The sequence below is a fragment of the Microvirga terricola genome (assembly GCF_011777495.1).
In the GTDB taxonomy this organism is placed as follows: Bacteria; Pseudomonadota; Alphaproteobacteria; order Rhizobiales; family Beijerinckiaceae; genus Microvirga; species Microvirga terricola.
Window position 1 is genome coordinate 454,772 of the sequence record NZ_JAATJS010000004.1, and the last position, 21,297, is coordinate 476,068.

Annotated in this window: 19 protein-coding genes; 8 read left to right on the forward strand and 11 right to left on the reverse strand. The window is 63.7% G+C overall.

Features of this window, described 5'->3' with window-relative positions; translation table 11 throughout:
• Window positions 1-3: 3 nt before the first annotated feature.
• The 4 genes from coaD to HB375_RS14275 all read right to left on the reverse strand — a co-directional run bounded on the left by coaD (window position 4) and on the right by HB375_RS14275 (window position 5,857).
• On the reverse strand, window positions 4-504 hold the full coding sequence (gene coaD / locus HB375_RS14260; RefSeq protein ID WP_167673649.1) for a pantetheine-phosphate adenylyltransferase: 501 nt from the start codon (window positions 502-504) through the stop codon (window positions 4-6).
• 244 nt (window positions 505-748) lie between these two features.
• Complete coding sequence (gyrA, locus tag HB375_RS14265) at window positions 749-3,427, reverse strand: DNA gyrase subunit A (protein WP_246728519.1); 2,679 nt, start codon at window positions 3,425-3,427, stop codon at window positions 749-751.
• 609 nt (window positions 3,428-4,036) lie between these two features.
• Window positions 4,037-5,377 carry a porin gene (locus tag HB375_RS14270; protein ID WP_167673651.1) on the reverse strand — a complete coding sequence of 447 codons (1,341 nt, stop codon included), beginning with the start codon at window positions 5,375-5,377 and terminating at the stop codon, window positions 4,037-4,039.
• A gap of 201 nt (window positions 5,378-5,578) precedes the next feature.
• Entirely contained in the window at window positions 5,579-5,857 is a 279-nt protein-coding gene (locus HB375_RS14275; protein WP_167673652.1) for a hypothetical protein, read from the reverse strand.
• A gap of 293 nt (window positions 5,858-6,150) precedes the next feature.
• On the opposite strand from HB375_RS14275, the gene HB375_RS14280 reads away from it, so the two are divergent.
• The 4 genes from HB375_RS14280 to HB375_RS14295 all read left to right on the forward strand — a co-directional run bounded on the left by HB375_RS14280 (window position 6,151) and on the right by HB375_RS14295 (window position 11,899).
• Window positions 6,151-7,803, forward strand: a complete 1,653-nt coding sequence (locus HB375_RS14280; RefSeq protein ID WP_167673653.1) for a bifunctional aspartate transaminase/aspartate 4-decarboxylase — start codon at window positions 6,151-6,153, stop codon at window positions 7,801-7,803.
• Window positions 7,804-7,883: 80 nt separating this feature from the next.
• Complete coding sequence (gene aspT / locus HB375_RS14285) at window positions 7,884-9,620, forward strand: aspartate-alanine antiporter (protein ID WP_167673654.1); 1,737 nt, start codon at window positions 7,884-7,886, stop codon at window positions 9,618-9,620.
• Window positions 9,621-9,630: 10 nt separating this feature from the next.
• Window positions 9,631-11,310: an aspartate-alanine antiporter gene (gene aspT / locus HB375_RS14290; RefSeq protein WP_167673655.1), complete on the forward strand. Its 1,680-nt coding sequence runs from the start codon at window positions 9,631-9,633 to the stop codon at window positions 11,308-11,310.
• 31 nt (window positions 11,311-11,341) lie between these two features.
• Window positions 11,342-11,899 (forward strand): HdeD family acid-resistance protein, encoded by a 558-nt coding sequence (locus tag HB375_RS14295; protein ID WP_167673656.1) that lies wholly within the window; start codon window positions 11,342-11,344, stop codon window positions 11,897-11,899.
• A 12-nt stretch (window positions 11,900-11,911) separates the two neighbouring features.
• Here HB375_RS14295 and HB375_RS14300 read toward each other — a convergent pair whose 3' ends face one another.
• Window positions 11,912-12,913, reverse strand: a complete 1,002-nt coding sequence (locus tag HB375_RS14300; RefSeq protein ID WP_167673657.1) for an LLM class flavin-dependent oxidoreductase — start codon at window positions 12,911-12,913, stop codon at window positions 11,912-11,914.
• A 150-nt stretch (window positions 12,914-13,063) separates the two neighbouring features.
• Between HB375_RS14300 and HB375_RS14305 the strand changes: the two genes are divergently transcribed.
• Complete coding sequence (locus HB375_RS14305; protein ID WP_167673658.1) at window positions 13,064-14,011, forward strand: aldo/keto reductase; 948 nt, start codon at window positions 13,064-13,066, stop codon at window positions 14,009-14,011.
• Window positions 14,012-14,085: 74 nt separating this feature from the next.
• A complete protein-coding gene (locus HB375_RS14310) occupies window positions 14,086-15,189 on the forward strand; it encodes an alkene reductase (RefSeq protein ID WP_167673659.1) in 1,104 nt (367 codons plus the stop codon).
• Here the strand turns inward: HB375_RS14310 and HB375_RS14315 are convergent.
• The 4 genes from HB375_RS14315 to HB375_RS14330 form a co-directional block, all read right to left on the reverse strand.
• Window positions 15,186-15,485 carry a hypothetical protein gene (locus tag HB375_RS14315; RefSeq protein WP_167673660.1) on the reverse strand — a complete coding sequence of 100 codons (300 nt, stop codon included), beginning with the start codon at window positions 15,483-15,485 and terminating at the stop codon, window positions 15,186-15,188. The two genes, HB375_RS14310 and HB375_RS14315, sit on opposite strands and share 4 nt — an antisense overlap.
• A gap of 54 nt (window positions 15,486-15,539) precedes the next feature.
• Window positions 15,540-16,085 (reverse strand): dihydrofolate reductase family protein, encoded by a 546-nt coding sequence (locus HB375_RS14320; protein WP_167673661.1) that lies wholly within the window; start codon window positions 16,083-16,085, stop codon window positions 15,540-15,542.
• A gap of 24 nt (window positions 16,086-16,109) precedes the next feature.
• Complete coding sequence (locus HB375_RS14325; protein WP_167673662.1) at window positions 16,110-16,808, reverse strand: aquaporin; 699 nt, start codon at window positions 16,806-16,808, stop codon at window positions 16,110-16,112.
• Between the two features lie 74 nt (window positions 16,809-16,882).
• Complete coding sequence (locus tag HB375_RS14330) at window positions 16,883-17,569, reverse strand: ceramidase domain-containing protein (protein WP_167673663.1); 687 nt, start codon at window positions 17,567-17,569, stop codon at window positions 16,883-16,885.
• A gap of 95 nt (window positions 17,570-17,664) precedes the next feature.
• On the opposite strand from HB375_RS14330, the gene xth reads away from it, so the two are divergent.
• Both xth and HB375_RS14340 read left to right on the forward strand, forming a co-directional pair.
• Entirely contained in the window at window positions 17,665-18,450 is a 786-nt protein-coding gene (xth, locus tag HB375_RS14335) for an exodeoxyribonuclease III (RefSeq protein WP_167673758.1), read from the forward strand.
• A 6-nt stretch (window positions 18,451-18,456) separates the two neighbouring features.
• Window positions 18,457-18,633, forward strand: a complete 177-nt coding sequence (locus tag HB375_RS14340; RefSeq protein ID WP_167673664.1) for a hypothetical protein — start codon at window positions 18,457-18,459, stop codon at window positions 18,631-18,633.
• 18 nt (window positions 18,634-18,651) lie between these two features.
• On the opposite strand, the gene HB375_RS14345 is transcribed toward HB375_RS14340, so the two are convergent.
• Both HB375_RS14345 and ilvD read right to left on the reverse strand, forming a co-directional pair.
• Complete coding sequence (locus HB375_RS14345) at window positions 18,652-19,482, reverse strand: tetratricopeptide repeat protein (RefSeq protein ID WP_167673665.1); 831 nt, start codon at window positions 19,480-19,482, stop codon at window positions 18,652-18,654.
• Entirely contained in the window at window positions 19,469-21,199 is a 1,731-nt protein-coding gene (ilvD, locus tag HB375_RS14350) for a dihydroxy-acid dehydratase (RefSeq protein ID WP_167673666.1), read from the reverse strand. Before ilvD ends, HB375_RS14345 begins: the two co-directional genes overlap by 14 nt.
• Window positions 21,200-21,297: the final 98 nt, after the last annotated feature.

Consider the following 21,297-nt stretch of genomic DNA (forward strand, 5'->3'; position numbering starts at 1 on the left):
GGACTATGACCGCCTGAATTTGTCTTTCAACCGTTTTGCGACAAGATCCGGCACGAAAGCCGAGACATCACCGCCCATGGCCGCGATCTGGCGCACAAGCGTGGCGGTGATGGGGCGGACGGGGGGCGAGGCCGCAAAGAAGACCGTCTGGACCTCCGGGGCCATGGCGGCATTCATGGACGCCATCTGGATCTCGTAGTCGAAATCCGTGCCGTCGCGCAGGCCACGGACGATCAGCGAAGCGCCGTGGCGTTTCGCAGCCTCGACTGCGAGGTCATTGAAGGTCACGACCTCAAGGGCCACGCCCTGCTCCTTCAACACCGGAGCGCACACCGTCCGAAGCAGCTCCGCCCTCTCCTCCGCCGAGAAGATCGGCGTCTTGGAGGAATGCACCCCGATGGCGATCACGATCCGGTCGGCCACACGGCAGGCCTGACGCAAAACGTCCAGGTGACCATTGGTGACAGGGTCGAAGCTGCCGGTATAGAGCGCGGTTCGGGTCATGGGCTCAAGGCGTAGCTTGATAACGCGGCGGGAGCAAGCCGTGCGGCGGCGCACGGCGATCCGGACGAGGCCGTGCGAAACCATCCTTGGCGTCTCGCCAGGAGGTTTCGATGATCTTGCGTCTCTTCATTGTCATGTTGACCGCCGCTGCTGTCCTGAGCCCGGCGATGGTCTGACCCGCCCCACAAAGCGAAATGGCCGGGACGAGCCCGGCCATGACGAAACTTGGCGGCGGCGAGTGGATTTACTCCTCCCCGCCCTCCATGGCGTCTTCGCCGTTCTCGGCGTCTTCGCCCTCTTCCTCGCCTTCGAGGTGCTCCACCGAGACGACGCGCTCCTTGCCCTTGGTCGAGAACACGGTCACGCCCTGCGAGTTGCGGCCGACGACACGGATGCCGTCCACCGGCACGCGGATCAGCTGGCCGGCATCGGTGACGAGCATGATCTGGTCGGCATTTTCGACCGGGAACGACGCCACCAGCTCGCCGTTGCGACTGTTCACCGCCATGGCCGTGATGCCTTTGCCGCCGCGTCCGGTGATGCGGTACTCGTAGGACAGGGTGCGCTTGCCATAGCCCTTTTCGGAGAGGGTCAGGATGCACTGCTCCAGAGCGCTCATCTCGGCATAGCGCTCCTGCGAGAGCGAGGTCTCGGCGACGATTTCCTCGCCCTCCTCCGCAGCCTCGGCTTCCGCCCCCGCCTGTTCGCCCATGACAGCGCGGCGCATCTTGAGATAGGCGGCGCGCTCTTCGCCCGTCGCCTCCACATGGCGCAGGATCGCCATGGAGATGATGCGGTCGCCGTCCGCGAGGTTGATGCCGCGCACGCCCATGGAATCGCGACCCTTGAACACCCGCACTTCTGGCACCGCAAAGCGGATGCACTGCCCCTTGGCGGTGGTCAGCAGCACGTCGTCCTGCTCGGTGCAGATCTGCACGCCGAGGATCGATTCACCCTCGTCGAGCTTCATGGCGATCTTGCCGGCGCGGTTCACCTGCGCGAAGTCCGACAGCTTGTTGCGGCGGACCGTGCCGCGAGAGGTCGCGAACATCACGTCGAGCTTGTCCCAGGACGCCTCGTCCTCGGGCAGCGGCATGATGGTGGTGATGCGCTCGTCCTGCTCCAGCGGCAGCATGTTGATGAGCGCCTTGCCCTTGGCGTTGGGCGCAGCCAGCGGCAGACGCCAGACCTTCTCCTTGTAGGCTTTGCCCTTGGAGGAGAAGAACAGAACCGGCGTGTGCGTATTGGCAACGAACAGGCGGGTGACGAAATCCTCATCGCGGGTCGACATGCCGGAGCGGCCCTTGCCGCCGCGGCGCTGCGCCCGATAGGTCGAGAGCGGCACGCGCTTGATGTAGCCCGCATGGGACACGGTGACGACCATGTCCTCGCGCTGGATCAGATCCTCATCGTCCACATCCGCGTCCCAGTCCACGATCTGGGTTCTGCGCGGGGTGGCATAAGCGTCGCGGATCTCCTTAAGCTCGTCCTTGATGATCGACATGATGCGCTCGCGCGAGCGCAGGATCTCAAGGTAGTCGGAGATTTCGGCGGCCAGCTTCGACAATTCGTCGCCGATCTCGTCGCGGCCGAGCGCGGTCAGGCGCTGCAGGCGCAGGTCGAGGATGGCGCGGGCCTGGGTCTCGGAAAGACGGTAGGTGCCGTCCTCGTTGATCTTGTGGCGCGGATCGTCGACCAGCGCGATCAGCGGCGCGATATCCTGCGCAGGCCAATCGCGGCCCATCAACGCCTCGCGGGCGGCGTTCGGGTCCGGCGCGGTGCGGATGAGGCGGATCACCTCGTCGATATTGGCGACGGCGGTAGCGAGACCGCACAACACGTGGGCGCGCTCGCGGGCCTTGTTGAGAAGGTACTTGGTGCGGCGGGAAACGACTTCCTCGCGGAAATCGACGAAGGCCCGCAGCAGGTCTTTGAGCGTCATCAGCTCAGGGCGACCGCCATTCAGCGCCACCATGTTCGCGCCGAAGCTCGTCTGCAGCGGCGTGTAGCGGTAGAGCTGGTTCAGCACCACCTCGGCCATGGAATCGCGCTTGATCTCGATGACGATGCGCATGCCGTCGCGGTCGGATTCATCGCGCAGATCGCCGATGCCCTCGACCTTCTTCTCGCGCACCAGTTCCGCGATCTTCTCGATCAGCGAGGCCTTGTTCACCTGATACGGGATCTCGGTGACGATGATGGCCTCGCGCTCCTTGCGGACTTCCTCCACCTCGGACTTGCAGCGCATGACGATGGAGCCGCGGCCCGTAGTGTAGGCCGAGCGGACGCCGGAGCGCCCCAGGATCATGCCGCCGGTCGGGAAGTCCGGGCCGGGGATGATCTCGATCAGGTCTTCCGCCGAGATGTCGGGGTTGTCGATCAGCGCGACGCAGCCGTCGATGACCTCGCCCAGATTGTGGGGAGGCATGTTGGTGGCCATGCCGACCGCAATGCCGCCTGCACCATTGACCAGAAGGTTCGGGAAGCGTGCCGGCAGGACCGCCGGCTCAAACTTCGACTCGTCGTAGTTCGGGTTGAAATCGACCGTGTCCTTGTCGATGTCCTCGAGCAGCGGCATCGCCGCGCGGGTCAGGCGGGACTCGGTGTAACGCATCGCCGCCGGCGGATCGCCGTCGACCGAGCCGAAGTTGCCCTGCCCATCCACCAGCAGCAGCCGGAGCGAAAAGTCCTGCGCCATGCGCACCAAGGCGTCGTAAATCGCCTGGTCGCCGTGCGGGTGATATTGACCCATCACGTCACCGACGATGCGGGACGACTTCACGTGCTTCTTGTCGGGCGTGTAACCGCTCTCGTTCATCGCGTAGAGAATGCGGCGATGCACGGGCTTCAGGCCGTCGCGGGCGTCGGGGAGAGCGCGGCTCACGATCACGCTCATGGCGTAATCGAGGTACGAGCGCTTCATCTCATCGACGATGGAAATCAACTTGATGTCGCTGGCCGGCTGATCCCCACCAGGGCCGCCGGGGCGGTTATCATTCGGATCGGTCAAGTGTTGTCTTTCTCAAAAGGCGGCTCGCTGACCGGAGGCGAAAGGCACCGTGCGGCCATGCCATCAAGCCCATGCGAATCCGTGTGAAATCAAACCTTTAGATGGGCTGAAAATGGCTCCATTTCAAGCATTTTGACGGCTTATCCAGAGGGAACGCGAGCCGTGGACGCCGCCGCCAGCCATCCGTTCCTTCCCATGCTTTCCCCACGGGTCTGGGCGCGGACGCTAGGCCCTTCCCACCCGAAGGCATGTTGCCGGCAAGTGAGGCCTGAACATGGCAAGCGCCTTCGGGCTCGGGGCTTTGGGAGCCCCGGGCCTGAAGGGGATCGAGGGAGGCGCGGTGTGCGGTCCGGCTCGATGGCAGATTGTGCAGGAGAGTCGTTGGGAATTTTTTCAGGAACAAAATGAGAACATTCTGTTCTGGGCTTGTCCCGGGGACGCCGAACTCTTTGATCGCTGCGCGTCACAAAACGAGATGGCCGGGACAAGCCCGGCCATAACAAGGGAGAGATATTGACGCCCTTAGAAGTCCCGCTGAATGCGGAAGCGGGCTTGGAGGGAGGTGTCCCGGTCGATCAGCCGAGGGGCGAACTCGCCCGAGGCTCGCGGTTGCAAGGCCAGGATTTTCCCGTCGGTTTGCGCGATCACGTACATCAGCTCGGCGCCGATCGCGAGACCAGAAACCGGGAACCAGAAGGTGTTGGTGCCGATACGCCATTCACGGAAGTCCGGGATGCCGGTTACGTTGCCGAAAGGACCGATTCCCGTGGAGTGGCCGGAAAAATCCACCCGCGCGAACGAGCCGAAGATGCTCGTGCGCCATTGCGGCGTCCAGTAATGGTTGAAGCCGCCCGCCACCGAGAAGCCGCGTCCACGCTTCAGCTTGCCGGCTACGGTGTCCACCCAGGCATCGACGGCGGGCGTGCTGATGAGACCCGCGCCGAATACGTTGAGCAGGTCGCTGCCGAAGCCGATATAGCCGAGCGCCGCGTCCGCGTAACCGAGCGACAGCCAGGCAGCATCGCCCTCGGCGATCATCGGCAGGTTCACGCTGCCCTGGAAACCGACGGCCCAGCCCCATTCCGTATCCGGGATGACGCCAGTGCCGGGAATGACGGTGGTCAGGACGTTGGCACTGCGGACCTGATGCGCCACGGCGGAGAGCTGCGCCGTTCCCCAGGTGCCGACATAGCGCAGGTTACCGACAATGTCGGGAACCGTCTCGCCGCCAAAGTTCAGGACCGCCTGACCGACGATGGGCGTGAACGAATTGTTCTGCCGGCGGCCAAAGCCCTCTTCGAGTGAGAGGGTGGCGGAGAAACCGTTGCCGAAGGAATAGGTATAGGCCAACAGGTCCACGTCCGGCGCGTCGTCGAAGCGGAGCGTTCCCATGTGGGTGTTCGGCAGATCCGGGCTCGAGAACATCGAGGTCACGCGACCGGCGGTGAGGCCGCCGAACTGCACGAAAGCCTGTCCCGTACCGATGGACGTGTTGACGGTGCCCGCCTGGTTGTAGGGCAGGCCCGCCACACGGGTGATCTCGAAGCGGAGGAAGGCGCGGACGAGGCCGTAGGCGGTGGCGGTGCGCGCGTCGAGCTGAATGCGGCCGCGCGTACGGAAGCCGATGGTGTCGTTCAATCGCGTCAGCGGTTCGGCATACATGATTTCGGCGCGGGCGCGCCCACCGACGCGGAGACAGGTCTCCGTGCCGGGAAGATAGAAGAACCCGTTCCCATACGCCGTACAGATGCGGACCCAGTCGACGGCCTGGGCGGTCTTGGCGGGAAGATCGGCGGCTTGGGCGGTCGTGGCTGCAACGAAACTGGCCACGGCACCGAAGATAAGGCTTCCGAAACGCTTCATGAAATGGCCTCCAGCGGCCTGATTCCATACGATAAGCAGGCCTCAGCAAGCCAAGTCAGGTATTTTTTCAATCAGAAGTCAATCGGACTCTGGGCGAGTTCTAGGCAGCTTATCTATTCATGTTGCATTCCGGATACTTTTCTCTCCGGAATATTCACCCATAGATACCCACAAAGCGCGATTGACTCGAGTGGTACCCCGTTATGGGAGCAGCCCCTGCTTCGCGCGGAGCCGTGCAAAGGCTTCGACATTGTCGCGTCCCTGCTGGATAATTTTCTCATAGCTGCCGTCGCGCATCTTCTTGACGATGTCTTCGCGTACGGATGCGAAGTCGCTTTGCAGGCCGCCGCCATTGCCGAGGAGGCCCGGTGAGAAGGCCCCGAAAGCCCCCTCAAGCGCGGGGTTACTTTGCGCCGAAGCCGCCGTTACCTGGAGCGCAAGAAGGGTTGCCACGGCGAAGCATGAAACGAGAATCCGCATGATGCACCTCCTCGGGAGCGATTGTCGGAACAGCCGCGATTTGGCCGCACAGCTCTAACGCTCACGGTGGCACGCGGGTCCGACGGCTCACGCGAAATTCAAAAATTGCTCGCGGCCCTCCCCTCGGAGCCAAGGAAAAACCGGCCAAGGAGACTATCCAGGAAACGGCAAAGGAATTGGCAAAACAGGAGCATTGATGAGGGAGCGGAGCATTCCACTTAACTGACTAGAGGCACCCTCGCGGTTTCTCTCGCCGTAAGGGCTTAGGCCATCACCCTTTCAGGGAGGCGACGATGGATGTGAGGTTGGAGCATGCGTTCGAGAAATACGAAAAGCTGAGCCCCTTCGAGATCAAGGACAAGCTGATCTCGCTGGCCAAGGAGCATTCCCGCAAATCGGCAAGCGCCATGCTCAATGCCGGACGCGGTAATCCGAACTGGGTCGCCACAACGCCCCGCGACGCCTTTTTCCTTCTCGGGCAATTCGCGATGGAGGAATGCCGGCGCGTTTCGGACAGGCCGAACCTGGGCGGAATGCCGGAAGCTCCCGGCATCGCTGGGCGGCTCGAAAAGTTCGTCGAGGCCCATAAGGACGCACCCGGCGCGGAAATGCTGCGGGACATGGTGCCTCTTGCCGTCAAGCGCTTCGGTTTTGTGCCGGACGCGTTCGTGCACGAACTCGTCGACTCTATCGTCGCCGACAACTATCCAGTGCCGGACCGGATGCTGGTCCATGCCGAGCAGGTCGTGCACGAATACCTGATGTGGGCGATGTGCGACAGCAAGCCCCCGCCCGGACAGTTCGATCTGTTCGCGGTCGAGGGTGGCACCGCCGCCATGTGCTACACCTTCAAATCGCTGATCCAGAACCACATTCTGCACAAGGGCGACACCATCGCGCTCGGGGTTCCGATCTTCACGCCCTATCTCGAAATCCCGCACCTGAACGATTACGAGTTCAAGGTCGTCAACGTGGTCGCGACGCAGGAGAACCTATTCCAGTATTCGGACAAGGAGCTGGCGAAGCTGGAAGACCCGAAGGTCAAGGCGTTCTTCCTGGTCAATCCGGGCAATCCGACCTCCGCCGCCATCGCCCCCGAGGTGATCGAAAAGCTCGTGGATCTCGTGAAGAGGAAGCGGCCGGATCTCCTGATCCTCACGGACGATGTTTACGGCACCTTCGTGCACAACTTCCGCTCGCTCATGGCGGATCTGCCCCGCAACACCATCGGCGTCTACTCGTATTCTAAGTATTTCGGATGCACCGGATGGCGTCTCGGGGTCGTCGCGATTCATCAGGACAACATCATCGACGAGATGATCGCCAAGCACCCCAAGGCGATCACCGAAGAGTTGAACAAGCGCTACGGCTCGCTGACGTTGGAGCCGTCGAAAATGAAGTTCATCGACCGCATGGTGGCCGATAGCCGCGATGTGGCGCTGAACCACACGGCGGGGTTATCGCTTCCGCAGCAGGTCATGATGACCCTGTTCTCCCTGTTCCAGATGCTCGACAAGGATGAGACCTATCGCGAGGCCACGATGGGCATTGTCCATCGGCGCGTGGCGGCGACGGTGGAAGGGCTAGGCATTCCGGCCACCACCGGGACGCACCCGCTCTTCGCGGCCTATTACGGCCTGATCGACTTCGAGTTCTGGCTCAAGAAGTTCGGGGGCGAAGACGTCGCCAAGTTCATGCGGGCGCATTATCACCCGCTCGACATCGTCTATCGCCTCGCCGACCAGCACGGGGTCGTCCTGCTGAACGGCGGCGGCTTCGAGGCGCCGAACTGGTCGGTCCGAATCTCGTTCGCGAACCTTCCGGACGATGTCTATGACGATATCGGCCGCATCGTCCGCTCGGTCGCATCGACCTACGTGGAAGCCTACCGATTCTCGGCCAATGGCGGGGCCGTGTCCAAGGGCAAGGATAAAGCGAAGAAGTGAATCGATTTGGACCCCCGCGGAAACGCGGGGGCTTCCGCTCCAAAGGCATGGTCGGCGCAAAAGCGCGAAGGAGGAATGCCATGTGGGATTGGTTCGTTCACACGCTCCGGACCTACCCGGAAATCGCCATCTTCCTCTCGCTGGCCATCGGCTATTTCGTCGGCGGCTTTACGTTCAAGGGGCTGGGGCTCGGAACGGTGACATCGACGCTGCTCGCCGCCATTCTCATCGGCCAGCTCGGAATCACCGTGTCGCCGACCGTCAAATCCGTGTTCTTCCTCATGTTCCTGTTCGCCATCGGCTACGGCGTCGGACCGCAATTCGTGCGCGGCATTGCCAAAGACGGCCTGCCGCAAGCGATCTTTTCGCTCATCATGGCCATCTTCTGTCTGGTGACGGCCTATATCGCGGCCCGGATCGCCGGTTACGACCTCGGCTCGGCGGCGGGGCTTTATGCGGGCGCGACCACGATTTCGGCCTCGATGGGCCTTGCGACCGATGCCATCAACCGGATCGGACTGCCCGCCGACCAGACGAAGCAGCTTCTCGACGCGATCCCCGTCGCATACGCCGTGACCTACATCTTCGGCACCATCGGCTCCGCGATCATTCTGGCGCTGATCGGCCCCGCGCTCCTCGGCATCGACCTGGAGGCCGAGTGCAAGCGCTATGAGAAGGAGCATGGCGGCAAGGTCGCTGCAGGCGGCGAAGGAACCGCGTGGCACCGCTTTGAACTGCGTGCTTTCCGCATCGATCCCGGCTCCATCGTCATCGGCAAGACCGCACGTGAGGCCGAAGCGCTGGCGCCGCAGGGCGCGCGCGTCTTCATCGAGCGCATCCGGCGCGCCGGCAAGATTCAGGACGCGACCGAGGACACCGTGCTGCAAGCGGGCGATGTCGTCGCCATCGCAGGCCGCCGCGACGTGCTGGTAAGCCTTTTGAGCCCCGCCGAGATCGCAGCCCGTCTCGGCACCGAGACGGCGCGTCCCAAGGTCGAAGAGGTAGACGACCGGGAATTGCTCGCCGTTCCGGCAGGCGGCGTCGATGTTTATGTCACGAGTAAGGATGCTGACGGCAAGACGCTGGCGCAGCTTGCCAACCTGCCGATGGCGCGCGGGGTGTTCCTGCGCAAGATCACGCGCGGCCCGACGGCGACCGACATTCCGATCCTGCCAGATACCACCGTCCATCGCGGCGATATCCTGACCCTCGTCGGCCGGACGCAAGACATCACCGGCGCAGGCAAGGCCTTGGGCTATATCGACAAGGCGACCGACGTGACGGATGTCGCCTTCGTGGGCGCGGCCATCACCATCGGCGCGCTCATCGGCGCATTGGTCTTCAAGATGGGCGGCATTCCGCTGACGCTCTCGACCTCCGGCGGCGCGCTGATTGCGGGCCTGTTCTTCGGCTGGCTGCGCTCGGTGCACCCGACCTTCGGGCGCATCCCCTCCTCGACCGTGTGGTTCATGAACTCGGTCGGCCTCAACGTCTTCATTGCAGTCGTCGGTATCTCATCCGGCCCGAGCTTCGTCGCGGGGCTCCAGCAACTCGGCATCAGCCTGTTTCTCTGGGGCATTCTCGTCACCACGATCCCGCTGATTTTGGGCATCTATATGGGCAAGTACGTCTTCCGGTTCGATCCGGCGATCCTTTTGGGATGCTGCGCCGGCGCGCGCACGACGACGGCGGCTCTCGGCATGATTACCGAGCGGGCGAAAAGCCAGATCCCCGGCCTCGGCTACACGGTGACCTACGCCATCGGCAACACGGTGCTCACCATTTGGGGCATGATCATCGTCATGCTGCTCTCCTGAGGAGGCCGGCTTGCAGGCCGCCTCGGAGATTCTCAGGCAGCATCCGGAACTGGCGATCTTTCTCGCCCTTTCGGTCGGCTATGCGCTGGGCAAGATCCGTATCGGCACCTTCACTCTCGGCTCGGTGACGGGCGTGCTGCTTGCGGGCGTCGCCATCGGCCAGTTCGACGTCAAGGTGTCATCGGACCTGCAGACCGTCTTCTTCCTGCTCTTCCTCTTCACGATCGGCTACCGGGTCGGGCCGCAGTTCTTTTCCGGCCTGACCAAGACCGGTTTGCCGCAGATCGCCCTGACAACGCTGCTCTGTGTCACCGGCCTCATCCTGGCGATTGCCGTCTCCAAGATCTTCGGCTTCGATGCAGGCACAGCAGGTGGACTGGTCGCGGGCGCGCTGACGGAATCCGCCACCGTCGGCATCGCCTCCGACGCCATCCGCCGCCTTGGCCTGCCGGATGCGCAGTCGCAGATCCTTCTCGCCAATGTCGCCACGGCGTTTGCCGTCTCTTACCTCATCGGTGTCATCTGCGTGACGTGGTTTCTCTCCTCCGTCGCGCCGCGCATCATGCGGGTCGACATCGTGGCGGCGTGCCGGGAGCTTGAGGCCTCCATGGGCACGAAACGGGCGGAGGAGCCCGGCGTGGTCTCGGCGCACCGGGCTTTCGAATTGCGCGCCTTTCGCCTGCCGCACATTGCCCACGGTAAAACCGCGGCGGATCTCGAATCCCTCTTCGATCGACGCGTCTTCGTGGAGCGCGTCCGTCGCAAAGGCGTGATGATGCCAGGCGCTCGCACGATGCTGTTGGAAAACGGCGACGTCATCGCCCTCGGCGGCCCGCGCCAGACGCTGATGGAGGCGCACAGGCTCATCGGTGCAGAAGAGGTGGAGGATACGGAGCTTTTGGACATTCCCGCGACCAGCGTCGATGTGGTTCTGACGAGCGGGAAATTCGCCGGCAAGACCCTCGAGGATCTGGGCCACGACGAGGCGGCGCGCGGCCTTTTTCTCCGCAGGATCACGCGGGGTGGGAACGAACTGCCCTACACGCCCCGAACGATCCTGCAACGCGGCGACATCGTCACCCTTGTCGGCCTGAAAAACCACATCGACCAGGTCGCCTCGGCCATCGGTTACGTGGACCGCCCGACAAACGCGACCGACATGGTCGTGGTGGGCGCGAGCATCTTTCTTGGCGGCCTCATCGGCCTGCCCTCGCTGCACTGGCACGGGCTGGAAATTGGCCTTGGAGTCAGTATCGGCGCGCTGATCGGCGGGCTTGTCTGCGGCTGGTTGCGTGCGACCCACCGGTTCTTCGCCGCCATTCCTGAGGCCGCGCTGTGGCTCTTCGACTCCCTTGGGCTGACCGCCTTCATCGCCGTCGTCGGCATCTCCGCCGGGCCGCGCTTCTTCGCCGGCTTGAGCGAGGCAGGCATCGGCATCGTTATCGGTGCGATCCTCATCGTCATCTTGCCGCATCTCGTCACGGTGCTCGTCGGCTACTACGTCATGAAGATGCATCCCGGCATCCTGCTCGGCGTCTGCGCGGGCGCGGGAACCTCCGGCCCCGCTCTCGCAGCGGTGCAGGAAAAGGCGGACAGCAAGGTGCCGACGCTCGGCTACGGCCTATCCTATGCGGTCGGCAACATTCTTCTGGCGCTCTGGGGAACAATCATCGTCGCCGCCGTTCATTGAGGGCAGGTGCGCAACGGGAAGGAGCTTTGCCATGGCAACCGTCACAGCGCTCCCGAAAGACCGGAGATCGCAAGGTCCGTGGCTGCTGATCGCGGGCGTCGTCGCCCTCATTCTCGGCCTGATCGGCCTCTACTTCACCCTCGGCCTGACCGTGGTCAGCGTGCTCTGGTACGGCGTGCTCCTCCTCGCCGCAGGCGTGATGCAATGCATCGAGTCCCTCGGCATCGGCACAGCCGAAGGGGGCAAGTCGCAGCGGATACCCGGTATCGTTTTAGGCCTGATCTACGCGGCGGCTGGGCTGTGGGCGATCTTCAACCCCGAGCGGGTTACGCTTGTCCTCACCCTCGTGCTCGGCATCGCACTGATCGCATCGGGCGTGCTGAAGGCGTCCTGGTATTTCTTCGACAAGTCCAAACGCTCGACCGGCGCGTTGATGCTCGCGGGCGTCATCTCGCTCGTTCTCGGCTCGCTACTGATCGCACAATGGCCGTTCTCCGGCGCCTGGGCCGTTGGACTTCTCATCTCGTGCGATCTGCTCGCACACGGCCTCGCCTTGTCCTGGGCGGGGCTGAAGAATACGCGAGCCTGACACCCTTACGCGTCATCCAGCGAATGCGCCAAAAAGCAGTTCATAAGAGCGCTTGCGCGCCGCGTGATCGTAGATCGCGGAGGTGATCATCACCTCGTCGGCCTGGGTCGCCGTAACGAGCGGCATCACCGACGCCCTCACCGTCTCGGGCGAGCAGACGAAGAGCCGCGCGCGGTTGCGTTGGATCACCTCCCGCTCCGCCGCGCTGTAAGGATAGGACAGCGCCTCTTCCGGGCTCGGCAGCGGCGCGTATTCGCCTCGCATGCGCCGCAGCCAGTTGAGATCCATGCTCGACGCGAGGCGCTCCGCCTCCTCATCCGTTTCCGCGCAGATCGCCGCGACGGTGAGAATGGCGTGCGGCTCGCTCCGCCATTCCGAGGGGGTGAACCCGTTGCGATAGCTCACCATGGCATCGACCGCATCATAGCTCGCGAAATGATGCGCAAAGGCGAAGCCCGTGCCGCGCACGGCGGCGACCCGCGCGCCATAGTCGCTCGATCCCAAGATCCAGAGGGGCGGCAGCGGCACGCCGGAGGGCATGACCTCGATCTTGTTGAACGGATGTCCCTCAGGAATCCGCCGGTTTTCCAACATCATCAGCTCGCTCAGGCGTTCCTGAAAGTCGTCGCGTCCCCTCTCCTCCTGAAAACGCCGCAAGGCATAGGACGTGATTGGGTCCGTGCCCGGCGCGCGGCCAAGGCCCAGGTCGATCCTGCCGGGAAAGAGCGCTTCCAGCAGCTTGAACCGCTCGGCCACCATCAGCGGCGCGTGGTTGGGCAGCATGACGCCGCCCGATCCCACCCGGATGCGCTCGGTCACAGCGGCGATCTGGCCGATCATGATTTCCGGCGCGCCGCTGGCGACGGATGGCAGATTGTGATGCTCGGCCACCCAATAGCGCGTGTAGCCGAGGCGATCCGCATGGCGGGCAAGATCGAGCGTGTTTCGCAAAGCCTGGGCGGGCGTTGAGCCGGAGGTCACGAAAGACAGGTCGAGGATCGAAACAGGAGGCATGTTGGTGAGGTCCGGGAGGATTGCTGTTAGGAGCGTTGTCAGGCGGAGTCAGTTGGAGAAGATAGAGGAATCATCAGGCAGCGCCGCCCTTCATCTCTCATCGAGAATGGCGGCTCCTGCTACAGATCGGCATCAGATCGGGAGATCACAATGGAAAAGCGTCGGCTCGGCCGCTCGGAACTCATGGTTTCGCCCCTTTGCCTCGGCTGCAACGTCTTTGGCTGGACGGCGGATGAGGCGACCTCCTTCAAGATTCTCGACGCCTACGTCGATGCCGGGCTGAACTTCATCGACACAGCGGATGTCTATTCCACCTGGGTGCCGGGCAATAAGGGCGGCGAGTCGGAAACCATCATCGGCAAATGGCTGAAACAGCGCGGCAACCGTGACAAGGTCATCATCGCCACCAAGGTCGGCTCGGAAATGGGCCCCGACAAAAAGGGCCTGTCGAAAGCCTATATCCGCTCGGCCGTCGAAGCCTCGCTGCAACGCCTGCACACGGATTATATCGATCTTTACCAATCGCACCGCGACGACCTTGAAACGCCGCAGCAGGAAACGCTGGGCGCGTATGAGGAACTGATCCGGGACGGCAAGGTGCGCGCCATCGGCGCATCGAACTTCACGGCGGCGCGGCTGAAGGAATCTCTCGAGATCAGCACCGAACTCGGCCTCCCGCGCTATGAGAGCCTGCAGAACAAATACAACCTCTACGACCGCGCCGAGTTCGAGAGCGAACTCGCCCCCCTGTGCCAGGCCAACGAGGTCGGCGTCATTCCCTATTACGGCCTCGCCAGCGGCTTCCTGACCGGCAAATATCGCTCAGAGGCGGATTTCGGAAAGAGCGCGCGCGGCGGGCGCATGGCCAACTATCTCAATGATCGGGGCCGACGCATTCTGGCGGCACTCGATGAGGTGGCGGGCCGGACCGGCACAAACCCGGCCCAGGTCGCGCTTGCCTGGCTCATGAGCCGTGTCACCGCGCCCATCGCCAGCGCCACGAGCCTGGAGCAGTTGAAGGATCTTGTCGCGTCCACGACGCTTCGTCTCGATCCTGCGGATATCGCGAAGCTCGACGAGGCCAGCGCCGGACAGTAAAGCCGGAACGCTCATGGCTGCCCTTCGTTGCACCGAACGGGGGGCATTACCTCGTGTACCCGAGGCATTGAGCCATGACCGCAGATGCAAGCGTCCTCTTCCAGCCATTTACCTTCGGCGAGCTCACTCTTCCGAACCGGATCGTGATGGCCCCGCTCACGCGCAACAGGGCCATCCCGCCGGGTCTTGTGCCCCGTGAATCGTCCGCGACGTACTATGCGCAGCGCGCGAGCGCGGGCCTTCTGATCTCGGAAGCGACGCAGATCTCGCAGCAGGGTCAGGGCTATATCAACACGCCCGGCATCTACACGAAGGAGCAGGTCGCCGGTTGGCGAAAGGTGACGGATGCGGTTCACAAGGCGGGCGGCCGCATCTTCATTCAGCTCTGGCATGTGGGGCGGGTGTCTCACGTGGCGTTGCAGCCGAATGGCGGCGCGCCCGTCGCTCCCTCGGCCATTCTGGCGAAAACGAAAACTTTTCTCGAAACCGGGTTCGTGGACGTGTCTGCTCCCCGCGCTCTCGAACTCTCCGAAATCCCCGGCATCTTACGCGACTACGAGCAGGCCGCGCGCAACGCCAAGGAAGCGGGATTCGACGGCGTCGAAATTCACGGCGCGAACGGCTATCTGCTCGATCAGTTCATGAAGGACGGCTCCAACAAGAGAACCGACGCCTATGGCGGATCCATCGAGAACCGCGTTCGTCTGACGGTGGAAACTGTCGACGCGGTGCTGAAGGTGTGGGACAAGAGCCGCGTCGGCATTCGCCTCTCCCCCGCCCCGGTGAATGACGCTGCCGATTCCGATCCGCAAGCCGTGTTCAGCCATGTGGTCAAAAAGCTCGACCATCTGGGAATCGGCTACATCCACATGATCGAGGGCGTAACGCAGGGCGACCGCAACGCGGTCAATGTCGATTATGGGGACCTGCGTCGGTCCTTCCGCGGCGCTTACATCGCCAACAACAATTATGATCGCGCGATGGCAGCGGAAGCGATTGCGAGCGGCAGGGCGGATTTGGTGGCGTTCGGTCGTCTGTATATCTCCAATCCCGACCTCGTCGAGCGCTTCCAGCTCAACGCAAAGCTGAGCGAGCCCGACCGCCCCACGTTCTACGGCGGCGACGATCACGGCTACACGGATTATCCGACGCTTCAGGAGATACAGAGGGCCGTCTAGCAACCGGTGCAGATGCCCCGCTTGATCCACAGATCAAGCTCGCGGCTGGTACGATCCAGCGCCTTCTGGCGGGAGGGGACGTCAGAAGTGGCCGGCTTGGCCGGCTGCTCGACACTTCCCGTCGCAGAGGGCTTCTTGGCGGATGCCTTTTTGTTGCTGGCGCTGGGAACAGCCGGTTTCACCGGGTTCGCCATGGGGGTTTCCCGAAAAGGAGGGACCTCGTCCGTTTCGGCCCAGGCCGTACCGGCGACAAGGCAGCCGCAGAGGATGGCGACGGAGAATGTGCGATAGCGCATCGGCGGCTCCCGGCGATCTATCGGGAGTCAACTCGAAGACCGCGGGAGGGTTTCTCAGCGCCAGATTGTCAGCGTGACCGGAACCCTTATATCGAGCACCCGGCGCTCGCCCGCTTTCAGGCTGCGCGCGGACAGAACCTGTTCCGCACTCAAGCCTTCGTCGCATTGCGAGAACAAGGGAACGCCGCCAGGGACGTGCGTTCCTTCCGCTCGCGACAGGTGAAAGGCGTCGTAACCGATCTCAAGGAAGAGATCGAAAACCCGCCGCCCGCCCGGCACCGCCACGCGACCGCCATCGGGAAGAACGGCGCGGATCGCATCCGTCCACGGCACGAGGTCCGGATTCCACCACCAGCCGTCGGGCCGCCGCTCGAGACCCGTCGAAGACGAGGACAGGACGAGGCGCAGGCGCCCTTTCGAGTTGGGATTGGCCTGGTGGCCTGCGCGCCCCAGCACGGTCAAATCGGCAGCGTCGAGTTCCTGCTGGAAATAGGCCCAGTCCGCGTCGTTGCGCAGGATATCGGGCATCCGCCCGGCGGCATCGGCGATGCGGTCGTCATCCGAGATGATGGCGTAGCCGTGGATCTCGACCGCTCCCATGTCGCTCAATTCCTTCGATGCGCGTCAACCATTTTCAGGCCCCGAGAGCGCGCGGTCGGCGAGGCCTGCCAAGGCACCGCCGATAGCAGGCGCGAGGATAAACAGCCAGAGCTGCGCCAGCGCCTGTCCACGCACGATGAGCGCCGGGCCCAGCGACCGGGCTGGGTTGACGGACAGGCCCGTCACATTGAGGAAAGCGAGGTGGAGAATGACGAGCGTGAAGCCGATCGCCAGGCCAGCAACGGCGACAAGCTCGGCATGAGCCGTCGCGCGCAGGATGACGAGCACGAAGATGAAAGTCGCGATGACTTCCACGAGAAAGGCCCCGCCCGTTCCATATCCGCCTAGAAATTCCGCGCCCCACCCGTTCTGGCCGAGGCCCTGCTTCGCCAGATCGTAGCCGGTGAGCCTTCCCGACAGAATGCCATACAAAACGAGGGCCCCGATCAATCCGCCGATGGCCTGTGCGACGATGTAGCCGCCCGCCTCGATCCACGACATCCGCCCCGCCACCGTCGCTCCCACCGTGACCGCCGGATTGATGTGGCAGCCGGAAATCGGCCCGATGGCGTAGACCATGGCCATGATGCTGAACCCGAACGCGATGCCGACAGATAGAATGCCCAGCGGAAAGGTGGGCGCATAGCCGCCGATGGTGATGGCCGCGCAACCGACGAGGACGAGAACCGCCGTCCCGAACGCCTCCGCCACAAACTTGAGCATGCAAGCCTCCCGGCCAGGCCCTTGGGGCCTAGATAGGACGGCCCTCGCACCGGCCTATCGCCGCAAGACCTGCTCTAGCGCGGTACCGACGCCGGAGGAGGCGCGTGGAGGATCGCGGTCCGCATCAGCAGGAACAGCACGAGCCCATTCAGCAAATGCCAGAACACGTGAGTGCCCCACGGCCATGCCGGACAGACCATGGCGTCGATGGAGCGGAGGACGAGCGAGACGGTCAGGATACCGGCGGCCAGAAGGAGCGCCCTCCCCGCGCCGGAACGCTTGATGACGAGGCAGGCAGCACCGACAGCGAGCAGCGCAAGCACGGCCGGGATATAGCCGACCGAACCGTTGAGCGTGAAACCCGGCAGGAGCGAGGACCACACCTGCTCGGTCCCCATGTTGAACAGGATGAAGAACCCGGTCACCCCCACCGCCGGCAGCAAAGCGAGCCCGAGATAGCGCCGCATGGCCAGCAGGAAGTAGCTGTAGATGAACACCGCGATGGGCAGCACGTCAGCGAGAAGCGACCAGCAGTTGGCGAAGGTGTGGAAGAGAAAGCTTCCGATGCCCACGACCGTTGTGACTGCGACGAGCCACAGGGCCGGCCAGTCCCGCCCGCCCTTGCGCCGCCACAGAATGAAGGCATAAGCCGCCGCCATGAGAAAGGCGGCGTTGGAGACGGCGTTCAGCGGCTCGGCCCAGAAGCTGGGCTCGGTCCGCTCGCAATAGGCATCGATGGGTGTCCACCAGGATGAGGGCACGGAGGGCTCCCGTGGGGATGGCGTCGCCTTTCATCTTGCCAGCCCTCGACGAAAATCCGATGAAACAGATGGATCTTCTTCTTAAGAGTGCCGTGATGCGGATCGCCACCTGGAATGTGAACTCGATCAAGCAGAGATTGGACCATCTCGCCGCCTTCGTGAAGGAGGCCGAGCCCGATGTCCTATGCCTGCAGGAACTGAAATGCGTGGACGAAGCCTTTCCTCGTAGCGAGATCGAGGCGCTCGGCTACAACGTCCATACCCACGGGCAGAAGACCTATAACGGCGTCGCGATCCTCTCGAAGCGCCCGCTGGAGGATATCCGGCGCGGGCTACCCGGGGACGACGGCGATGATCAAGCGCGCTATCTCGAAGGCGTCATTTCGACGTCGTCGGGGATCGTGCGCGTCGCCTCCATCTACCTGCCGAATGGCAACCCCATCGGCACGCCGAAATTCGACTACAAGCTCGCCTGGATGGACCGCCTGCACGCCCATGCGCAGCATTTGCTGAAGCAGGAAGAGCCCATCGTGTTGTCCGGCGACTACAACGTCATTCCCGAACCGAAGGACGCCGCCGACCCGTCAGCCTGGGTCAACGACGCGCTGTTCCAGCCGGAAAGCCGGGCGAAGTTCCGCGAACTCATCAATCTCGGCTTCGTCGACGCCGTACGCGCGTGCAGCGACGCACCTGGGCTCTATTCCTTCTGGGATTATCAGATGGGCGCCTTCCAGCGGAACAACGGCATCCGCATCGACCACCTGCTCCTGTCACCGCAGGCGCAGGACAAGCTCAAGACTTCCGCCATCCGCCGCGATGTGCGCGGCTGGGACAAGCCCTCCGATCACGTGCCGGTGGTGATCGAGCTCGATATCGAGTGAGACGTCATGAAGAACATCCTCCCCATGCTGGTCATCGGCGGCATTCTCGCGATGATGATTTACGGCAGCTTTAAATCGGACAGGCCGGGACGCGGTAGCAGCGCCGGCGACGACTTCGGCGGGGCCGGAAATAGCGACGGTGGCGGAGATGGGGGCGGCGGCAGCGATGGCGGCGGGGATTAAAGCCCTCCGAAATCAGGCCTAGCGCCGTGCCTGGATGTATTGCTCGAGCAGCGCCAGCGCGAGCTTGCGGTCGGTTTCTCCTGCCGCTGCGAAGGCTTCGTCGTAGAGCGCGACGATCCATTGATCCTTGGTGGCGTCGGTGCTGGCTTCGCGGGCGAGCGTCAGCCACATCAGACCCTTGGCCTTCTGGCGCGGAACGCCCTGGCCGTTCATCAGAAGGTGGCCGAGCAGCGCCTGCGAGGCGTGGTGCCCCTTCTCCGCCGCGAGGTTGAACCAGCGGGCCGCGAGGCGCGCATCCTTCCCGACGCCGGTTCCCTCCATATAGAGGCGCGCGAGATTGTACTGCGCGTTCGGATCGCTGAAATAGGACGCCGCGTAGTTGAACATCTCGACCGCGCGGGCGGGATTGGCGGCTACGTAGGTGTCCTTGATCCCGTCGAGGAAGTAAGTTCCGAGCGCCACGAAAGCGCTGGAGACAACCGACGCATTCGGCGAGTCCGGGCTCTCATCCGCGTTCTGGTCGGCGAGCTTGGAGAAGTATTCGAAGGCCTTCAGGTCGTCGTGCTGGACGCCATCGCCATCGGCATACATGCGCCCGAGCTTCCACAAGGCGAGCGTGTGCCCCTGCCCCGCCGCATATTCGAGAGCCTGCGCGGCCCCGCGCTTGTCGCCTGCATTGTAGTCACGCATGCCGTTGCGCAGCGCCTCGCGCGCGGAGCCATACTTGGTGGCCGGAGCGAGAGACGGCGCAAGCGGCTGCGGGCGCGGCGCGGCATCGAGCGCGTGAGCCGCGCCCGTGCCGAGAAACGCCACGCTCAGCGTGACTGCAATGAGACTAGACGTCCGCATAGGTTTCTTTTTCTGCCGCCCCGCCCGGATGGGTCACAGCCCCATCGCGCGCCGGACCGACGGTTTGCGCATATTTCCAGAGATAGCCCGAGGTCGCATGGGTCTCACGCGGCTTCCACTCGGACCGGCGACGCGCCAGCTCCTCGTCGGACAGGTCCACGTCGATGGTGCCCTTGATCGCGTCGAGCACGATGACATCGCCGTCCTTCAACAGACCGATCGGACCGCCGACCGCCGCCTCAGGCCCCACGTGGCCGATGCAGAAGCCGCGGGTCGCGCCGGAGAAGCGGCCATCGGTGATGAGAGCCACCTTGTCGCCCATGCCCTGACCGTAGAGAGCGGCCGTGGTGGCGAGCATTTCGCGCATGCCGGGTCCGCCGCGCGGCCCCTCGTAGCGGATGACCAGAACCTCGCCTTCCTTGTACTGGCGCTTGGTGACGGCCTCGAAGCAGGCTTCCTCGCCGTCGAAGCAGCGGGCCGAGCCACGGAAGACCTGCTTCGACACAGGCATGCCGGCGACCTTCACGATCGCGCCTTCGGGAGCGAGGTTGCCTTTCAGGCCAACCACGCCGCCGGTGGGGGTGATGGGCTTATTCGCAGGATAGACCACGTCCTGGTTGTCGTTCCATTTCACCGAGGCGAGGTTTTCCGCCATGGTGCGGCCGGTCACAGTCATCACGTCGCCGTGCAGATAGCCGTTGTCGAGCAGCGTCTTCATGAGAAGCGGAATGCCGCCGACCTCGAACATGTCCTTCGCCACGTAGCGCCCACCCGGCTTCAGGTCGGCGATATAGGGCGTGCGCTTGAAGATTTCGGCCACGTCGAACAGGTCGAACTTGATGCCGCACTCATGCGCGATGGCGGGCAAGTGCAGCGCCGCGTTGGTCGAGCCGCCGGAGGCCGCAACCACCGTCGCCGCGTTTTCGAGCGCCTTGCGGGTCACGATATCGCGCGGGCGGATGTTCTTGGCGATAAGTTCCATGACCATCTCGCCCGCCGTGGCGCAGAACCGGTCGCGGATTTCATAAGGCGCCGGAGCGCCCGCCGAATACGGCAGCGCAAGACCGATGGCTTCCGACACGGTCGCCATGGTGTTGGCGGTGAACTGCGCGCCGCAAGCGCCCGCCGAGGGACAGGCCACCTGCTCGAGCTCATTGAGATCGTCATCCGACATCTCGCCGACCGAGTGCTTGCCGACCGCCTCGAAGAGGTCCTGCACCGTAACCGGACGGCCGCGGAAGGAGCCCGGAAGGATCGAGCCGCCATAGATGAAGATGGACGGCACGTTGAGGCGGACCATCGCCATCATCATGCCGGGCAGAGACTTGTCGCAGCCCGCCATGCCGACGAGCGCGTCATAGGAGTGGCCGCGCATGGTCAGCTCGACCGAGTCCGCGATGACCTCACGGGACGGGAGCGACGCCTTCATGCCCTGGTGGCCCATGGCGATGCCGTCGGTGACGGTGATGGTGCAGAACTCGCGCGGCGTGCCATTGGCGGCGGCGACGCCCTTCTTCACGGCCTGCGCTTGGCGCATCAGCGAAATGTTGCAGGGAGCAGCCTCGTTCCAGCAGGTCGCGACGCCCACTAGCGGCTGGTGGATCTGCTCCTTGGTGAGGCCCATGGCGTAGAGATACGAGCGGTGCGGCGCACGAGCCGGCCCTTCCGTAACGTGACGGCTCGGCAGCTTCGACTTGTCGAACTGGCGCGCATCCATGGACTTTGCTCTTCCCGTTCCTCGTCTCACGCGTGGGTCCGATTGGTTTCGGAACCTTTTTGATCTGCCATGTGCACCGCCGCCGACGCAACGACCCC